Origin of the sequence: Microbacterium sp. BR1 (assembly GCF_002812725.1) — a bacterium.
Classification (GTDB): Bacteria; Actinomycetota; Actinomycetes; order Actinomycetales; family Microbacteriaceae; genus Microbacterium.
This window is the reverse complement of the sequence record NZ_NMUN01000004.1, coordinates 1,134,215-1,149,707: the sequence shown is the minus strand read 5'-3', so window position 1 is coordinate 1,149,707 and position 15,493 is coordinate 1,134,215. Positions and strand designations below refer to the sequence as shown.

Annotated in this window: 14 protein-coding genes; 10 read left to right on the top strand and 4 right to left on the bottom strand. The window is 69.6% G+C overall.

Features of this window, described 5'->3' with window-relative positions:
- Nucleotides 1–69 precede the first annotated feature (69 nt).
- The 5 genes from recA (at nt 70) to dapF (ending at nt 5,416) form a co-directional block, all read left to right on the top strand.
- The gene (gene recA / locus CGU35_RS09615; RefSeq protein ID WP_100811246.1) at nt 70–1,125 is read left to right on the top strand and encodes a recombinase RecA; all 1,056 of its coding nucleotides are present in this window, start codon (nt 70–72) and stop codon (nt 1,123–1,125) included.
- A complete protein-coding gene (locus CGU35_RS09610) occupies nt 1,122–1,862 on the top strand; it encodes a regulatory protein RecX (protein ID WP_232711212.1) in 741 nt (246 codons plus the stop codon). The genes recA and CGU35_RS09610 overlap by 4 nt, the downstream gene beginning before the upstream one ends.
- Nucleotides 1,863–2,006: 144 nt before the next feature.
- Nucleotides 2,007–3,569, top strand: a complete 1,563-nt coding sequence (gene miaB, locus CGU35_RS09605; protein ID WP_100811245.1) for a tRNA (N6-isopentenyl adenosine(37)-C2)-methylthiotransferase MiaB — start codon at nt 2,007–2,009, stop codon at nt 3,567–3,569.
- The gene (gene miaA, locus CGU35_RS09600) at nt 3,566–4,513 is read left to right on the top strand and encodes a tRNA (adenosine(37)-N6)-dimethylallyltransferase MiaA (protein WP_100811244.1); all 948 of its coding nucleotides are present in this window, start codon (nt 3,566–3,568) and stop codon (nt 4,511–4,513) included. The genes miaB and miaA overlap by 4 nt, the downstream gene beginning before the upstream one ends.
- 30 nt (nt 4,514–4,543) lie before the next feature.
- Nucleotides 4,544–5,416, top strand: a complete 873-nt coding sequence (gene dapF / locus CGU35_RS09595) for a diaminopimelate epimerase (RefSeq protein WP_100811400.1) — start codon at nt 4,544–4,546, stop codon at nt 5,414–5,416.
- A gap of 240 nt (nt 5,417–5,656) precedes the next feature.
- Here the strand turns inward: dapF and CGU35_RS09590 are convergent, their stop codons facing one another.
- Nucleotides 5,657–6,301 (bottom strand): class I SAM-dependent methyltransferase, encoded by a 645-nt coding sequence (locus tag CGU35_RS09590; protein WP_100811243.1) that lies wholly within the window; start codon nt 6,299–6,301, stop codon nt 5,657–5,659.
- A gap of 127 nt (nt 6,302–6,428) precedes the next feature.
- Here CGU35_RS09590 and hflX point away from each other — a divergent pair, with 127 nt between their 5' ends.
- Nucleotides 6,429–7,997, top strand: coding sequence for a GTPase HflX (gene hflX / locus CGU35_RS09585; RefSeq protein WP_100811242.1), 1,569 nt, complete (start codon nt 6,429–6,431; stop codon nt 7,995–7,997).
- A 106-nt stretch (nt 7,998–8,103) separates the two neighbouring features.
- Here hflX and CGU35_RS09580 read toward each other — a convergent pair whose 3' ends face one another.
- From CGU35_RS09580 to lexA, 3 genes are all read right to left on the bottom strand, one after another.
- The gene (locus CGU35_RS09580) at nt 8,104–10,038 is read right to left on the bottom strand and encodes a S9 family peptidase (protein ID WP_100811241.1); all 1,935 of its coding nucleotides are present in this window, start codon (nt 10,036–10,038) and stop codon (nt 8,104–8,106) included.
- Nucleotides 10,039–10,089: 51 nt separating this feature from the next.
- Nucleotides 10,090–11,484 carry a hypothetical protein gene (locus CGU35_RS09575; RefSeq protein WP_100811240.1) on the bottom strand — a complete coding sequence of 465 codons (1,395 nt, stop codon included), beginning with the start codon at nt 11,482–11,484 and terminating at the stop codon, nt 10,090–10,092.
- A 71-nt stretch (nt 11,485–11,555) separates the two neighbouring features.
- Nucleotides 11,556–12,338 (bottom strand): transcriptional repressor LexA, encoded by a 783-nt coding sequence (lexA, locus tag CGU35_RS09570; RefSeq protein ID WP_232711211.1) that lies wholly within the window; start codon nt 12,336–12,338, stop codon nt 11,556–11,558.
- Nucleotides 12,339–12,674: 336 nt separating this feature from the next.
- On the opposite strand from lexA, the gene CGU35_RS09565 reads away from it, so the two are divergent.
- From CGU35_RS09565 to hisH, 4 genes are all read left to right on the top strand, one after another.
- Nucleotides 12,675–13,022: a LysM peptidoglycan-binding domain-containing protein gene (locus CGU35_RS09565; protein WP_100811398.1), complete on the top strand. Its 348-nt coding sequence runs from the start codon at nt 12,675–12,677 to the stop codon at nt 13,020–13,022.
- A gap of 84 nt (nt 13,023–13,106) precedes the next feature.
- Nucleotides 13,107–14,201: a histidinol-phosphate transaminase gene (locus tag CGU35_RS09560; RefSeq protein WP_181003336.1), complete on the top strand. Its 1,095-nt coding sequence runs from the start codon at nt 13,107–13,109 to the stop codon at nt 14,199–14,201.
- Entirely contained in the window at nt 14,198–14,800 is a 603-nt protein-coding gene (gene hisB, locus CGU35_RS09555; RefSeq protein WP_100811239.1) for an imidazoleglycerol-phosphate dehydratase HisB, read from the top strand. Before CGU35_RS09560 ends, hisB begins: the two co-directional genes overlap by 4 nt.
- Nucleotides 14,797–15,468 carry an imidazole glycerol phosphate synthase subunit HisH gene (gene hisH / locus CGU35_RS09550; RefSeq protein WP_100811238.1) on the top strand — a complete coding sequence of 224 codons (672 nt, stop codon included), beginning with the start codon at nt 14,797–14,799 and terminating at the stop codon, nt 15,466–15,468. The genes hisB and hisH overlap by 4 nt, the downstream gene beginning before the upstream one ends.
- The last annotated feature ends 25 nt before the right edge of the window (nt 15,469–15,493 follow it).

Genomic DNA, 15,493 nt, shown 5'->3' with positions numbered 1-15,493 from the left:
TATCCGGATCGCCGATCCGGCCGCGCGACAGACTGCAGGCGATGGACCGCGAGACAGAAGGAGCATCCCATGCCCAACCCCGCCGACCGCGAGAAGGCCCTTGAATCGGCCCTCGCACAGATCGACCGCCAGTTCGGAAAAGGCTCGGTCATGCGCCTGGGCAGCGACGAACGCGCCCCGGTCGAGGTCATTCCGACCGGCTCCATCGCCCTCGATGTCGCCCTCGGCGTCGGCGGGCTGCCCCGCGGCCGCATCATCGAGATCTACGGTCCCGAGTCGTCGGGTAAAACGACCCTGACGCTGCACGCCATCGCAAACGCCCAGCGCGCGGGCGGCATCGCTGCCTTCATCGACGCCGAGCATGCACTCGACCCCGAATACGCCATGAAGCTCGGCGTCGACATCGACCAGTTGCTCGTCTCGCAGCCCGACACGGGTGAGCAGGCGCTCGAGATCGCCGACATGCTGATCCGCTCGGGCTCGATCGACCTCATCGTGATCGACTCGGTCGCGGCCCTCGTGCCGCGCGCCGAGATCGAGGGCGAGATGGGTGACTCCCACGTCGGTCTGCAGGCGCGCCTCATGTCGCAGGCGCTTCGCAAGCTGACGGGTGGTCTGAACCAGACCAACACGACGATGATCTTCATCAACCAGCTCCGCGAGAAGATCGGCGTGTTCTTCGGTTCTCCCGAAACCACGGCCGGCGGTAAGGCGCTCAAGTTCTACGCTTCGGTCCGCCTCGACATCCGCCGCATCGAGACGCTCAAGGACGGCTCGGATGCCGTCGGTAACCGCACGCGCGTCAAGGTCGTCAAGAACAAGATGGCCCCGCCGTTCAAGCAGGCCGAGTTCGACATCCTCTATGGCACCGGTATCTCACGCGAGGGTTCGCTGATCGATTTCGGTGTCGAGCACATGATCGTCAAGAAGTCCGGCGCCTGGTACACGTACGAGGGGGAGCAGCTGGGACAGGGTAAAGAGAACGCCCGCAACTTCCTGCTGAAGAACCCCGACACCGCCGACGAGATCGAGCACAAGATCAAGCAGAAGCTCGGCATCGGCATGCCCAAGGCTCTGCCGCAGGTCGCGGCCGACGACGAGCTCGCTCAGCGTCGCCCGGCGTGATCGTGCCGACCAGTGGCGGTGATGGGGGCGAGCGCCTGGCCCCCGTCACCTATCTCCCGGGTGCGGAGCCCCAGCGCGGGCAGGCCGCACCCGAGAGACGGGTGGCAGCGCCCTCGAAGCGCGTGGCGTTCTCTCCCGCGTACTGGGCCGAGGATGAGCCCACCGCTGACTCGAAGCGTCTTCCAGTCCCGATCGTGGCGCGCGATGACCAACTGGACGATGATGACCAGCCGGACGATGAGCCCGGTGCGGACGTGGAAGGGGCGACGCAGGCGCTGGTGAAGCGGCTGCGGACACGTCAACTCTCGGCGAAAGAGGCGACGGGACTTCTGTCGGAGCGCGGCCTCGACGCCGACACCATCGAAGGTGTCGTCGCGGACTTCGAGGCGCGGGGCTACCTCGACGACGCGCGTCTCGCCGAGCAGCTCGTGTATGCCGCGACGAGCCGAAAGGGTCAGGGGCGCCGGGCCATCTCGCAGACGCTGTCGGGTCGCGGCATCTCGCGCGAGGTCGTCGATGCCGCGCTCGACGAGCTCCCGGATGACGAGGCGGAGCGTGCCCTGGACTTCGCACGGCAGAAGGCCCGTTCGATGGGTTCGCTCGATCGCGAGGCCGCGGTGCGTCGTTTGCACGGTCAGCTGTCGCGCCGCGGATTCGGCGGATCGATGGCCATGACCGCAGCCAAGCAGGCCCTCGACGAGGCCGGCGTCGGAGCATCCGGCGTGCGCTTCCGCTGACACCGCACCCGTCCCCATCGCCGAAACACCCCATCTGTTGCGAGACGCCCGGCGACATGGTGTTTCGCCGCAAATGGGGCGTTTCGGCGACGCTGACGCCGCCCAGAGCCTCGCGGTGATGGGGGCTCGTAGAATGGGCGGATCATGTCGACCCTCTCCAGCGCGCCCACGCTCATCGCGCCATCTCCGGCCGCACGCGCCGACGACGGTGTCGCCCGCACCTACGAGGTGCGTACCTTCGGCTGTCAGATGAACGTCCACGACTCCGAGCGCCTCTCCGGATCGCTCGAGAGCGCCGGATACGTTCGCGCGGATGCCGGGTCCGAAGCAGATGTCGTCATCATCAACACGTGCGCGGTCCGCGAGAACGCGTCGGGCAAGCTCTACGGCACACTCGGGCACCTGGCATCCGTCAAACGACGTAAGGACGGCATGCAGATCGCCGTCGGCGGGTGCCTCGCACAGATGGACAAGCAGGCGGTGCTCGACAAGGCGCCCTGGGTGGACGTCGTCTTCGGGACGCACAACATGGGTTCGCTGCCGCGCCTGCTCGAACGCGCCCGGCACAACGGCGAAGCCGAGCTCGAGATCCTCGAATCGCTCGAGGTCTTCCCGTCGACGCTCCCGACCAAGCGCGACTCGGTGTACAGCGGCTGGGTGTCGATCTCGGTCGGCTGCAACAACACCTGCACGTTCTGCATCGTCCCGACGCTCCGCGGCAAGGAGCGGGACCGACGACCGGGCGACATCCTCGAAGAGGTCAGCCTGCTCGTCGACGACGGCGCGATCGAGGTCACGCTGCTCGGGCAGAACGTCAACTCGTACGGCGTCGAATTCGGTGACCGTCACGCGTTCGGCAAGCTGCTGCGTGCCGCGGGCGAGATTCGCGGACTCGAGCGCATCCGGTTCACGAGCCCCCACCCTGCCGCGTTCACCGACGATGTGATCGACGCGATGGCCGAGACGCCGTCCGTCATGCCGCAGCTGCACATGCCGCTGCAATCGGGCAGCGACCGCATCCTCAAGGCCATGCGCCGCTCCTACCGCAGCGAGAGGTTCCTCGGGATTCTCGACCGGGTCCGCGCGCGCATCCCGAACGCCGCGATCACGACCGACATCATCGTCGGGTTCCCGGGTGAGACGGAAGAGGACTTCGCCGAAACGCTCCGCGTCGTCGAGCAGGCGCGTTTCGCCAGCGCCTTCACGTTCCAGTACTCGATCCGCGAGGGCACGCCCGCCGCGACGATGCCCGACCAGGTGCCGAAGGCCGTCGTGCAGGAGCGCTATGAGCGGCTCGTTGCGCTGCAAGACCGCATCTCGCTCGAAGAGAATCAGGCCCAGGTCGGCCGCGAGGTCAACGTGCTGGTCTCGACCGGCGAGGGCAAGAAGGATGCGGCAACCCACCGCCTGACGGGACGCGCCGAAGACAACCGTCTGGTGCACGTCGAACTGCCCGAGGGGTCCGAGACGCCTCGCCCCGGCGACATCGTGACCGCCGTCGTGACGCACGCGGCGCCGTTCTATCTGCTTGCGGACTCACCGGACGGCGCCCCGCTGCGCATCCGTCGCACGCGCGCGGGCGATGCGTGGGACCGCACGCAGGCCGAGTCCTGCGCGGTGCCCGCACCCGCCGGCGGGTCAGGCGGAACGGCCGGCGCACCCCGCGCGGTGTCGCTCGGTCTGCCCGTGTTCCCGCCCCGAGCGTGAGCGCAGCGTCGGCTCGGGTCGCCGGGACCGATCACGGGGCCCCCCGACTCTTCGCGGTCGTCGGCGCGACGGGCACGGGCAAGAGTGCGCTCTCGCTCGGCCTGGCGGAAGCCCTCGCGGCGCGCGGCGAACCCGCCGAGATCGTCAACGCCGATGCGATGCAGTTGTACCGGGGCATGGACATCGGCACGGCCAAGCTGCCGCTGTCCGAGCGGCGCGGCGTCGCGCACCATCTGCTCGACGTCCTGTCCGTGGACGAGGATGCCGCGGTGGCCGCCTATCAGGTCGAGGCCCGACGGGCGATCGACGACATTCACGCACGGGGCGCGCACGCCATCCTGGTCGGAGGTTCGGGGCTCTACGTCTCCAGCGTGCTGTATGACTTCTCGTTCCCGCCGCGCGACGAAGCACTCCGCGCCGAACTCGAGGCCGAGCTCGAGGCGCACGGGCCCGGTATCCTGTTCGCCCGGTTGCGCGAACAGGATCCCGCCACAGCCGCGCGAATCGATGCGCGCAACGGTCGCCGGGTGGTGCGGGCTCTCGAGGTGCTGGCGCAGGGGAGCGCGACACACGGCGCGGCGCTTCCGGACGAGCCGGTGGCCTGGCATCCGTCGACCGTGATCGGTCTGCACGAGGAACGATCCGTGTTGGTCGAGCGGTTGGACGCGCGGGTCGAGGACATGTGGGCACAGGGTCTGCTCGACGAGGTCGAGGCGTTGCGGTCCGAGGGGCTCGAGCGCGGCACCACGGCGCGCCGGGCGATCGGCTACGCGCAGGCATTGGCGCAGCTGGCCGGACACGTCGACCGCGGCGAGGCGATCGCGCAGACCCAGGCGCTGACACGGCGGTACGCACGCCGACAGGTCTCGTGGTTCCGCCGCTATGCCGACGTTCGTTGGCTCCCCGCAGGCCAGGCCACGGCGCGGCTGGTGCTCGCCGACTGAGCCCCGGCGGACGCGGATAGACTCGTGCGCATGCCCGGGACCGTCACATTCACCAAAGGTCACGGCACGGGCAACGACTTCGTGATCGTCGCCGATCCGGACGGGGCACTGTCTCTGACGGACGATCAGGTCGCCGCCCTGTGCGACCGACGCTTCGGCATCGGAGCCGACGGCATCCTGCGCGTCGTCCGCTCCGCTGCCATCGACGAGGGGGCGTCCGCTCTCGCGGCGGGCGCCGAGTGGTTCATGGACTATCGCAACGCGGATGGCTCGAAGGCCGAGATGTGCGGCAACGGCATCCGTGTCTTCGCGCACTACCTGGCCGAGTCGGGCCTGGCCGCGATCGGCCCGGACGGTATCGCGATCGGCACCCGGGCGGGCGTCAAGGCGGTGACCCGCTCGGCGAACGGGTTCGAGGCCGATCTGGGCGCATGGATCGTGGACGAGCGTGCGCCGACCGTGCGCGCGCGTGGTCTGAGCGTCGCCCGACCCGGTCTCGGCATCGATGTGGGGAACCCGCACGTCGTCGTGGCTCTGCCCGGTGAGGACGAGCTCGAGGCACTCGAATTGACCTACAAACCGGTGCTCGACCCCGAGCCGGCCGCGGGCGCCAACGTGGAGTTCGTGGTGCCGGCCGAGCCCCTCGTGCAGGACGGGGTGGGTGTGATCCGGATGCGCGTCTTCGAGCGCGGCGTCGGCGAGACCCTCAGCTGCGGCACGGGTGTTGCCGCGGCGGCGCTGGCCGTCCGGCACTGGGCGGGAGCCGGGGCCCCGGACGCATGGCGCGTGGACGTTCCGGGCGGAACACTCGGGGTCCGGATGGTTCCCCGCGACGACGCGTTGCACGTGCTGCTGTCGGGCCCGGCGGTGCTCGTCTACTCGGGTGACGTGGCCCTCGCCTGACCGTCGGCCGGTCTCGTTCCTCTGGCCTGGGCTCCGGTCGGTCTCGTCCGTCCCGCCCGCCGCTCCTGGCGTCGCACCCCGTGCATCCGTTCGTTCCCGTGGCGGCTCCACGGTTCCGCATCCGCGCCGCCGATGGACGTAGCGGATGCCGCGAACTGCAGCCGTCACGTGGTTCAGCGTGGCAAAGCGGTGGCCGTCCGTGTCGGGCAGTCCGCAATCCGAACCGAAGCGGAGGATGCCTCAGCCGACGATGTCGAGGGGCGTGGTCGGCGGTGAGCCGTGTCGACGGACGCGGAGCACCCGGTACCCGCGGCCGGTCGCGGCCCGATGCACACTGAACCCACGCTCGAATGTCGCCGCGAGCCAGCGCTGCAGTGAATCCGAACCGAGATTCCGCTGCACGACCAGCCACGCATCGCTGCGTTCGTCGAGTCGTGGGATCCAGCGCTCGAGCAGACCGTGCAGTTCGTTCTTGCCGACGCGAATCGGGGGATTCGACCGGATGCTTCGAAACGCCACGTCGTCGGGAACACCATCGGGCAGCACGGCGTTGACATTGACGAGTCCCAGCTTTTCGGCGTTCCGGCGCACCAGGTCGAGGGCTCGCTCGTTGACGTCCACGGCCCACACGGTCGCGTGCGGAGACTGCATCGCCAGGGTGAGGGCAACCGGCCCCCAACCTGACCCGAGATCGAGAAGGTGGCCCCCGGCCGGAGCGGCGGGAGTGTTCGCGAGAAGCACGGCGGTCCCGGCATCCAGGCGGTCGGGGCTGAAGACCCCGCCAGCGGTCGTCAGTTCGACAGTCCGGCCGTCCAGCTGGACGCGGATCTGACGGAGATTCTCGGCGCTGGCGGGACTCGCAGAGAAGTAGTGGTCGCTCGCCATGGGTGCGAGCGTAGCGGAGTACCCGTGTCGCGCGGGAGGCTAGAGTTTTACGACGTCGCGCGGACACGACGACCACGGATGCCTGAACCGCCCCATTGCGGGTGCGATGCATCCGGAGAGGAAATACATGACCGACAGGATTTCACCCCCCGGCGATGTCGCGGGAACCCACGAAGACGCGGCCCAGAGCACGGGTGCGGACACGATCGACTACGCGTCCGACGATGTCGTCGCGCGGGTTCTGGCGCGCGCCCAGTCTCGTTCCGGCCTGCGCACCTTCGGGGCAGCGCAGGCTCTGCAGGATGCTTCGACGACGGCGGGTGCGTCCTCGGACGGGGATCAGTGGGACCGCGAAGACCGCCAGGCGCTCCGGCGCGTGCCGGGGCTCTCGACCGAGCTCGAAGACGTCACCGAGGTCGAGTACCGCCAGCTCCGCCTCGAGAACGTCGTGCTCGTGGGTGTGTACCCGCAGGGCGAGCAGGAGGACGCCGAGAACTCGTTGCGCGAGCTCGCCGCCCTGGCAGAGACGGCCGGGGCGATCGTGCTCGACGCCGTGCTGCAGCGCCGACCCCATCCGGATCCCGCGACCTATCTCGGGAGCGGCAAGGCGCACGAGTTGCGCGACCTGGTGGCGGCTGTCGGAGCCGACACCGTCATCGCCGACACCGAGCTCGCGCCCAGCCAGCGGCGTGCGCTCGAGGATGTCGTCAAGGTCAAGGTGATCGATCGCACCACCGTCATACTCGACATCTTCAGCCAGCACGCCAAGAGCCGCGAGGGCAAGGCGCAGGTCGAGCTCGCACAGCTCGAATACCTGCTCCCGCGCCTGCGTGGTTGGGGTGACTCGATGTCCCGCCAGGCCGGTGGCCAGGTCGGTGCGGGCGGCGCGGGAATGGGCTCGCGTGGACCCGGTGAGACGAAGATCGAGCTGGACCGTCGTCGCATTCGCACGAAGATGGCGCTGTTGCGCCGTCAGATCCGCGATTTCGCCCCGGCCCGTGAGGCCAAGCGCGCCGAGCGCACCCGCAACACGATCCCGTCCGTCGCGATCGCCGGGTACACGAACGCCGGCAAGTCGAGCCTGCTCAACCGGCTGACGAGCGCGGGCGTGCTGGTCGAGAACGCCCTGTTCGCGACCCTGGATGCCACGGTCCGCCGCTCCGAGACGGTCGACGGACGCGTCTACACGCTCACCGACACGGTCGGGTTCGTCCGCAACCTGCCGCACCAGCTCGTCGAGGCATTCCGCTCGACGCTCGAAGAGGTCGCGGGCGCGGACGTCGTGCTGCACGTCGTCGACGCCGCGCACCCCGACCCCGCGAGCCAACTCGCGACGGTCCGCGACGTCATGGCCGAGGCGGGCACGCGCGATGCGCACGAGATCGTGGTGTTCAACAAGGCCGACCTGGTCGGTCCCGACGACCGGATGGTGCTGCGCGGGCTCGTGCCGGACGCGCTGTTCGTGTCGTCCCGCACGGGCGAGGGCATCGACGAACTGCGCGCCGCTGTCGAGGCAGCGCTGCCGCTGCCCGCCGTCGAGGTGCGCGCGCTCGTGCCGTACGACCGGGGCGACCTGGTGTCGGCGGCCCACGACTCGGGCCTGATCGTCTCCGAAGGGCACGAAGAGGGTGGCACGGCGCTGCACGCGCACGTTTCCGCACGCCTGGCCGCCGAACTGGCCCCGTTCCTGCGCTGACCGCGGCCCGCCCCGGTCGTCTCGGGCGATTCCGCTGGCACGCGTCGTCGTTCGCGGGCCTGGTTCGTCGCGCCCACTGCCAGGTGAGCGGCTCCCTACGCCCCTCTCAGTCCTCGAGAGGCAGGACGGGCACGCCCGGCGTTGCGAAACCGAACACCTGGCCGAGGAAGCTCAGTTCGCTCTCGAGGGCGTGCTGGATGGTCTCGGCGCGACGGAAGCCGTGCGACTCGCCCTCGTACACGACGAGCGCGTGGCTGATGCCCTTCGCGGCGAGGGCGTCGCGCATGGCGTAGGCCTGCGCGGGAGGCACGACCGGGTCATCCGCACCCTGCAGCAGCAGCACGGGAACGCTCAGGTCATCGATGCGGCCGAGCGGAGATCGTGCCTCGTACACGGGCTCGGCGTCGGGGAGCGGCCCGACGAGTCCGTCCAGGTAGTGCGCCTCGAAATCGTGCGTATCGGCGGCGAGGGCGCGCAGATCGGCGACTCCGTAGCGGCTGATGCCCGCCGAGAACGTCTTCGATGTCGTCAGGGCGGACAGGACGGTCCATCCACCGGCGGACCCGCCCTTGATCGCCAGCCGGGCGCCATCGGCGAACCCCGCGGCGACGAGTCCTTCGGCTGCCGCCACGACGTCCTGGACGTCCACGATTCCCCACTGCCCGGCGAGGCGCTCGCGGTACGCGCGGCCGTAGCCGCTCGACCCGCCGTAATTGACGTCGAGCACGCCGACACCGCGGCTCGTGAAGTAGGCGACAGCGGGGGACGCCTCGCCCGCGACGTGCGCGGTGGGCCCGCCGTGCACGGTGACGATGTACGGGGGTCGTTCGTCCGCGGGACCCTCGACCCCCGGATTGGAGGGAGGGTACGCGAAGGCGTGTACGGGTCCGCTGGGTCCGTCGAACGTCATCGCGATGGCCTCGGGCAGCCAACCGTCGCTCCGGTCGGACACCCCACCGCGCAGGGGTCGGGCCCTGCCCGGATCGTCGACATCGACCAGCCAGAGACCGGAAGGGGTCGTGGCGCCGGCACCCGTGACGAGCGCGCGCGTGCCGCTCACGTCGCGAATCAGCACCTGCGCGGACAGCGGCGTGCGGATGCTTCGGGCCCCGCCGTCCGTGTCCTCCACGACGAGCTCGTCACGGCCGTGCGTGCGCACCGCCAGGATCCGCCCGTCGTCGAGCGGGGCGAACCATCGCGCGCCGAGGTTCCAGAGCGGCCCGCCGGTGTCCGCGTCGGAGCTCTCGGCGGCGGTGGGCTCCGGGAGCCCGCCCAGGCGTCGCCGCTCGAGCGTCCACCGCCCCGAGCGGTCGGTCGAATAGGTGAGTTCGTCCGGACCGGTCCATTCCGGCTGCAGGACCGATTCGTGAGCACTGCCCGCGACGATACCGACGGCGCCGGTCCTGATGTCGAGGACGACGAGCTGCGTCGCCTCCCACGGCATGTTCGGGTGGTTCCATCCGATGAACGCCAAGCGGTCGCCGTCGGGGGAGAGACGCGGGTAGGCGAGGAAGTCGTAGCCGGATGCCAGGGGCGTGCCCGCAGAGGGTGCCGCATCCTCGACCGCCACCGAGCTGATCTCGACGATGGCACGTTCGGGTACACGCCCGTCGCGCGCCGTCTCGCGCACCGCGAGGAGCCGTCCGTTCGCCCAGGTGAGGTCGCCGTAGTGCGTGCCCGGGGCCTCGACCGTGAGCGCACGCGGTTCGCCGTCTGCGCCCAGCCGCCAGACGCGCTGATCGGACTGCTCGACGAAGTAGAGCGTCCCGTCGTCATCGATCGTCCACGCGCCGCCCCCGTACTCGTGGACGCGCGAACGTGCGCTCCACGGCCCGGGAAGGACCACGTCGGCGTCCGCTTCCGCGTCGGCTTCGATCGCGCGCCGCAGGATGGCCGTCCTGCCGCGTTCCTGCGGCAGTGACTCGCTCCACCACACCTCGTCGCCGACGAATCGTGCGCCGTCGATGCGTGGTGCGGAGGACGTGACTTCGGCAGCCGAAATGGGGGAGGGCCAGGTTCCGAAAGGCAGGATCGTGGTCATCCCGACAGGCTACGCGGCGCGGCCGACACCACGGGTGCCGGTCCGGGCGCGCTACACCGTGGCGCGATCGGGTTCGACGTCCTCGGCTTCGGCCGGCGCGGCTTCGACGACCTCCGGCTCGTTCTGCGCGAGTTCGGTCGCCCACCAGGCCAGGAGCGCGACGACGAGGACGAGCGAGACATCGCCGATCGAGAGCGGGCGGAGCGCCAGCAGCCACAGGATCGCAAGCGCGGCGAGCACAACGCGCACCAGGACGCGATAGGTGTACATCCAGCGTCCGACGCGGCCGGTGTCGACGCCGCTGGAGCGCAGGGACGACCGCAGGCGGTGGTTGACGCCCGTGGCGCCGGTACGGATGGCGACGGCAGCGTTGCTGCGCCCCTGCACCCACGCGAGAAGGGCGAGGAGCACACCGATCAGCGCGATGACCGCGGCGGTGTCGCGCATCGCCGTGACGATCTGCGCGTAGATGGCGTCGACCGCCGTGATGGGGATCGCGAGCCGCGACGCCGCGATCGAGGCCACGGTGGCGCCGACCGCGAGGGCCACGGCGAGGGTACCCCCGCCGATGGCGATGGCCACGCCCGTCCCGACGAGGGCGACGCTCTTGCGGCGAGCGAGGAGCACCCCGCCGATGAACAGCGCGAGGGTCACGAGCGGCAGCCACCATCCGACGGTCGCTGCGATCCCGTAGACGATGCGGACGCTCACGAGCGCGTCGCTCTGGACGAGGACGATCGTCCGGTCCACAGACGGAATCGCGGAGGCGAATCCCACGCCCTGCGCCACCAGCCGGTCCTTCACTTCGTCGATGATCGGCGCGAGCGAGATCCCCACCTCGCCGGAGTCGCTGATGGTCACGGCGCCCGTCTGCGTCGTTCCCGTCGCCGCGGCGGCGAGGCCGCGGTGACTCGCGCGGAGGGCCGTCTCCCAGACCGAGGCGAACACGTCCGATTCCACGAGCTGCGTGACGGATGTGCCCACCAGGCCGCGGAGCCCCTCGACCGCCGGACCGCGCAGCAGATCGATCGCTGCCGTTGCGCGGGGCGGCAGCCCGAGACCCTCGATCCCGTCGAACAGATCGTCGGTGAGGCCCTGCAGATCGAGGGATTCGTCGATCGCCGCGGTCGCTTGATCGACGATCAGAGCCTGCACAGCGGGGTCCTGCGCGAGCGGCGCGAAGGTCGCCACGAACGCGGTCTCGTCGACGAGCTCGGTTCGTGCCCATGCCGACACGATCGAGACGGGCACCAGCAGGGCTGCGATCACGATCAGGGCAGACGAGAGAACAGCTCGCCACGTGCCCCGGCGAGGCCGCGACACGCGCTCCGGGCGGGACGGCGTCTCTCCGAGTCGGGAGCGGAGGCGTGCGTTCTCGGCTTCGAGTTCGGCGAGCCGACGTGCGGCATCCGCTGCGTTCGCGGGAGCAGGAGTGGGGTTGGTCACATCCCCTTATACCGCTCCGAAGCGTCTCCGCGCAGTTCCTCACGCACGGCGCCGGATGCCGTGATGGGGCGTCAGACGGCGCGCAGGACCGCGACGACCTTGCCCAGAACGGTCGCGTGATCGCCGAGGATCGGCTCGAACGCGCTGTTGCGGGGCAGGAGCCACGTGTGTCCGTCGCGACGGCGGAAGGTCTTGACCGTCGCCTCACCGTCGAGCATGGCCGCGACGATGTCGCCGTTCTCGGCCGTCGCCTGTGTGCGGACGACGACCCAGTCGCCGTCGCAGATCGCCGCGTCGATCATCGACTCGCCGGAGACACGCAGCATGAACAGCTCGCCCTTGCCCACGAGCTGACGGGGGAGCGGGAAGACCTCTTCCACCTGCTGATCGGCAGTTATCGGCACGCCGGCGGCGATGCGCCCGACGAGAGGGACCATGGCCGCGTCGCCGACCGGGGGCGCGGAGTCGGCGGGATTCTCTGCCGCACTGCCGGGAAGGTCGATCAAGACCTCGATGGCGCGCGTCTTGCCGGAGTCGCGACGAAGGTACCCCGAGAGCTCGAGCTGGTTGAGCTGGTGCGTCACGCTCGAGAGCGAACGCAGGCCGACGGCGTCTCCGATCTCGCGCATGCTCGGCGGATAGCCGTGCGACTGGACCGAACGCTGGATCACCTCGAGGATCGCCAGCTGCTTGTCGCTCAGGCTCTTGCGACGCCGCGTGCGCGCACGCGGTTCGGTCGTCTCGCCGACATCGGAGGCATCCGCGGCGACCTCGCCGCGTGCGTCGGTGACTGCATCGGAGCCCAGGTCGGCGTCCGGATCGGCCAGGGCGGAGTCCCAGGGTTCAAGCGTCATGTCGTGCTCCTCCCGCCGTACGTGGCGTCGCTCTCGATGCGATGTCGGTGGTCGCTGGTGTACTGCTCTTGCACCAGCGCGACCATCGAAACACTATCCGGTCCTCGGTCGTTTTCGGCACATCTGTTCGAGCGTGTCGATCGATTCGGGCCACACAGAGGCGCAGAAGGACTTGACAAGATGCAACACTCGAAGATAACTTCGGAACACAACTTCGCATCCGGCTCTCCCGGCCGAGAGTCGGATGCGGAGCTGGACTCGCGAACGGGCTTTCCGGCATCGCGTGAAGTCTTCTCAACCCGCGCCACTCAGCACCACACGATCCAGGAGGACAAGATGACGACCGCACTCATGTCGATGCCATCGCACACCCGCCTGCGCATGACGGCGCGTGGTCGCCGCGTGATCGTCGGCATGGTGTCGCTGCCGCTCGCGGTCGCCGTTTTCATCGGCGTCCTCGCCGGTGGCGAGGCGCTCGCATCCCGCAGCGCGTCGGCGCCCGCGGGTGAGTTCACGACGGTTCTGGTGGAACCGGGTGACTCGCTCTGGTCGATCGCGCTCGAGGTGGCGCCCGCGGCCGACCCGCGCGACGTCGTGGATGAGATCGTTCGGTTGAACGCGCTCGGTTCGTCGACCGTGGACGCGGGGCAGCGCATCGCGATCCCCGCCGAGTTCACGTCCTGAGCCCCCGCTGCGTCGCGGGCCCCCACGCGAACGCGTCGGGGCACCTCCCGCCCGGAACACGTCGCGAGTCCCGTGCGTCGTAGCATGGGAGGGGTGAGCGCATCCCTCGAAGACCTCCCTCTCCGTGACGATCTCCGGGGAAAGACGCCCTACGGGGCACCCCAGGCCAGCGTGCCGATCGCGTTGAACGTCAACGAGAACACGCACCCCGTCCCGCAAGAGGTGGCCGACGACATCCTGGACGGCATCGCCGTCGCGCTGCGCGAGATCAACCGCTATCCCGATCGTGATTTCGATGCGCTCCGCGAGGCTTTCGCGGACTACCTCGGTCACGGCCTGACATCGCAGAACATCTGGGCGGCGAACGGCTCGAACGAAGTGCTCCAGCACGTTCTGCAGGCGTTCGGGGGCCCCGGCCGCACGGCCTTCGGGTTCGGCCCGACGTACTCGATGTACCCGCTCCTGGCGTCCGGCACGGGTGCGGGATGGATCGCGGGCGAGCGCGGACACGACTTCACCCTCACCCCGGAGTTCGCTGCCGAGCAGGTCGCCGAAGCCGACCCCGATGTGATCTTCCTCTGCTCCCCGAACAACCCCACGGGCACGCCGATGCCGATCGAGGTCATCGAGGCGGTGTACGAAGCCTCCCGTGGTGTCGTCGTCGTCGACGAGGCGTACTGGGAGTTCGCGCCGCACGATCAGCGCTCGGCGCTGACGCTCCTGCACGACCGCCCGCGACTGGCGGTCTCGCGCACGATGAGCAAGGCGTTCGCGTTCGCGGGGGCCCGTGTCGGCTATCTCGCCGCAGACCCCGCCTTCATCGATGCGTTGCGGTTGGTGCGGCTGCCGTACCACCTGAGTTCGCTCACGCAGGCCGCGGCGCTCGGCGCGCTGCGTCACTCCGACACCATGCTGGCGATGGTCGACGACATCGTCCAGCAGCGCGATCGGATGGGTGCGACGCTATCCGCCCTCGGGTACGAGCCGTACGAGTCCTGGACGAACTTCATCCTGTTCGGCGGGGTCGCCGATCCCGCCGCGACGTGGCGCGCGCTATTCGAGCGCGGCGTGCTCGTGCGCGACGTCGGGCTGCCCGGGACGCTGCGCGTCTCGGCCGGTACCGAGGATGAGACCACAGCATTCCTCGACCAACTCGCGTCGATAGACTCGCAGGCATGAGCAGGCGCACGGCGAGCAGGACTCGTCGCACGAGTGAGTCATCCGTCGACCTCGAGATCGACCTCGACGGGACCGGTCGCAGCAGCATCGACACGACCGTGCCGTTCTTCGACCACATGCTGACGGCGTTCGCGAAGCACTCGCTGACCGACCTGACGGTGAAGGCGACGGGCGACACGCAGATCGACGCGCACCACACCGTCGAGGACGTCTCGATCGTGCTGGGCATCGCCATCCGCGAGGCGCTCGGCGACAAGGCCGGTATCTCCCGCTACGGCGACGCGCTCGTGCCGCTCGACGAAGCGCTCGCGCAGGCCGTCGTCGACATTTCGGGCCGTCCCTATCTGGTGCACTCCGGCGAGCCCGCCGGGTTCGAACACCACCTGATCGGCGGTCACTTCACGGGTTCGCTCGTCCGCCACACGTTCGAGGCGATCGCGTTCAATGGCGGACTCACGGTGCACGTCCGCGTTCTCGAAGGACGTGACCCCCACCACATCGCCGAGGCCGAGTACAAGGCATTCGCGCGCGCGTTCCGCCAGGCCAAGTCGCTCGATCCCCTCGTGGAGGGGATCCCGAGCACCAAGGGCGCGCTGTGACGGATGCCTCTGTGTCCGATGTGCGTCGGCCCGTCGTCGCCGTCCTCGACTACGGATCCGGCAACATCCACTCGGCCGTCAAGGCGCTGCAGGCGGCGGGCGCTGACGCGCGTCTGACATCGGACCCGCAGCTGGTGCTCGAGGCCGACGGTCTCGTCGTGCCGGGCGTCGGTGCGTTTCGAGCCGTGATGGAGGCCCTCCGTGCGAGCGGCGGGGATCGCCTGATCGATCGCCGCCTGGCCGGCGGGCGTCCCGTCCTCGGCATCTGCGTCGGCATGCAGGTGCTGTTCGAGTTGGGCGTGGAGCGGGGCGTCGACACCGAGGGCATGGGGGAGTGGCCGGGCGTCGTGCGCGAACTCGACGCCCCCGTTCTGCCCCACATGGGCTGGAACACGGTTCGCCCCGACCCGGGATCGAAGCTCTTCGCCGGGCTCGAAGACGAACGGTTCTACTTCGTGCACTCGTTCGGCGTCCAGGAGTGGTCGCTCGAGGCGGACGGACCCTTCGCGAGCCCGCACCTGACCTGGACCGACTACGGCGCACCCTTCCTCGCCGCCGTCGAGAACGGTCCGCTCTCGGCGACCCAGTTCCACCCCGAGAAGTCCGGTGCCGCGGGCATCCGCCTGCTGGCGAATTGGATCGACGGGCTGCCCGAGACTAAAATCTAGGCTTCGTGCCCATCCGGCCCCCGGC

Coding starts and splice junctions, on each gene's coding strand:
- recA (WP_100811246.1), top strand. CDS start 70: ATGCCCAACCCCGCCGACCGCGAGAAGGCCCTTGAATCGGCCCTCGCA.
- miaB (WP_100811245.1), top strand. CDS start 2,007: ATGTCGACCCTCTCCAGCGCGCCCACGCTCATCGCGCCATCTCCGGCC.
- dapF (WP_100811400.1), top strand. CDS start 4,544: ATGCCCGGGACCGTCACATTCACCAAAGGTCACGGCACGGGCAACGAC.
- CGU35_RS09590 (WP_100811243.1), bottom strand. CDS start 6,301: ATGGCGAGCGACCACTACTTCTCTGCGAGTCCCGCCAGCGCCGAGAAT.
- hflX (WP_100811242.1), top strand. CDS start 6,429: ATGACCGACAGGATTTCACCCCCCGGCGATGTCGCGGGAACCCACGAA.
- CGU35_RS09580 (WP_100811241.1), bottom strand. CDS start 10,038: ATGACCACGATCCTGCCTTTCGGAACCTGGCCCTCCCCCATTTCGGCT.
- lexA (WP_232711211.1), bottom strand. CDS start 12,338: ATGACGCTTGAACCCTGGGACTCCGCCCTGGCCGATCCGGACGCCGAC.
- CGU35_RS09565 (WP_100811398.1), top strand. CDS start 12,675: ATGACGACCGCACTCATGTCGATGCCATCGCACACCCGCCTGCGCATG.
- CGU35_RS09560 (WP_181003336.1), top strand. CDS start 13,107: ATGGGAGGGGTGAGCGCATCCCTCGAAGACCTCCCTCTCCGTGACGAT.
- hisB (WP_100811239.1), top strand. CDS start 14,198: ATGAGCAGGCGCACGGCGAGCAGGACTCGTCGCACGAGTGAGTCATCC.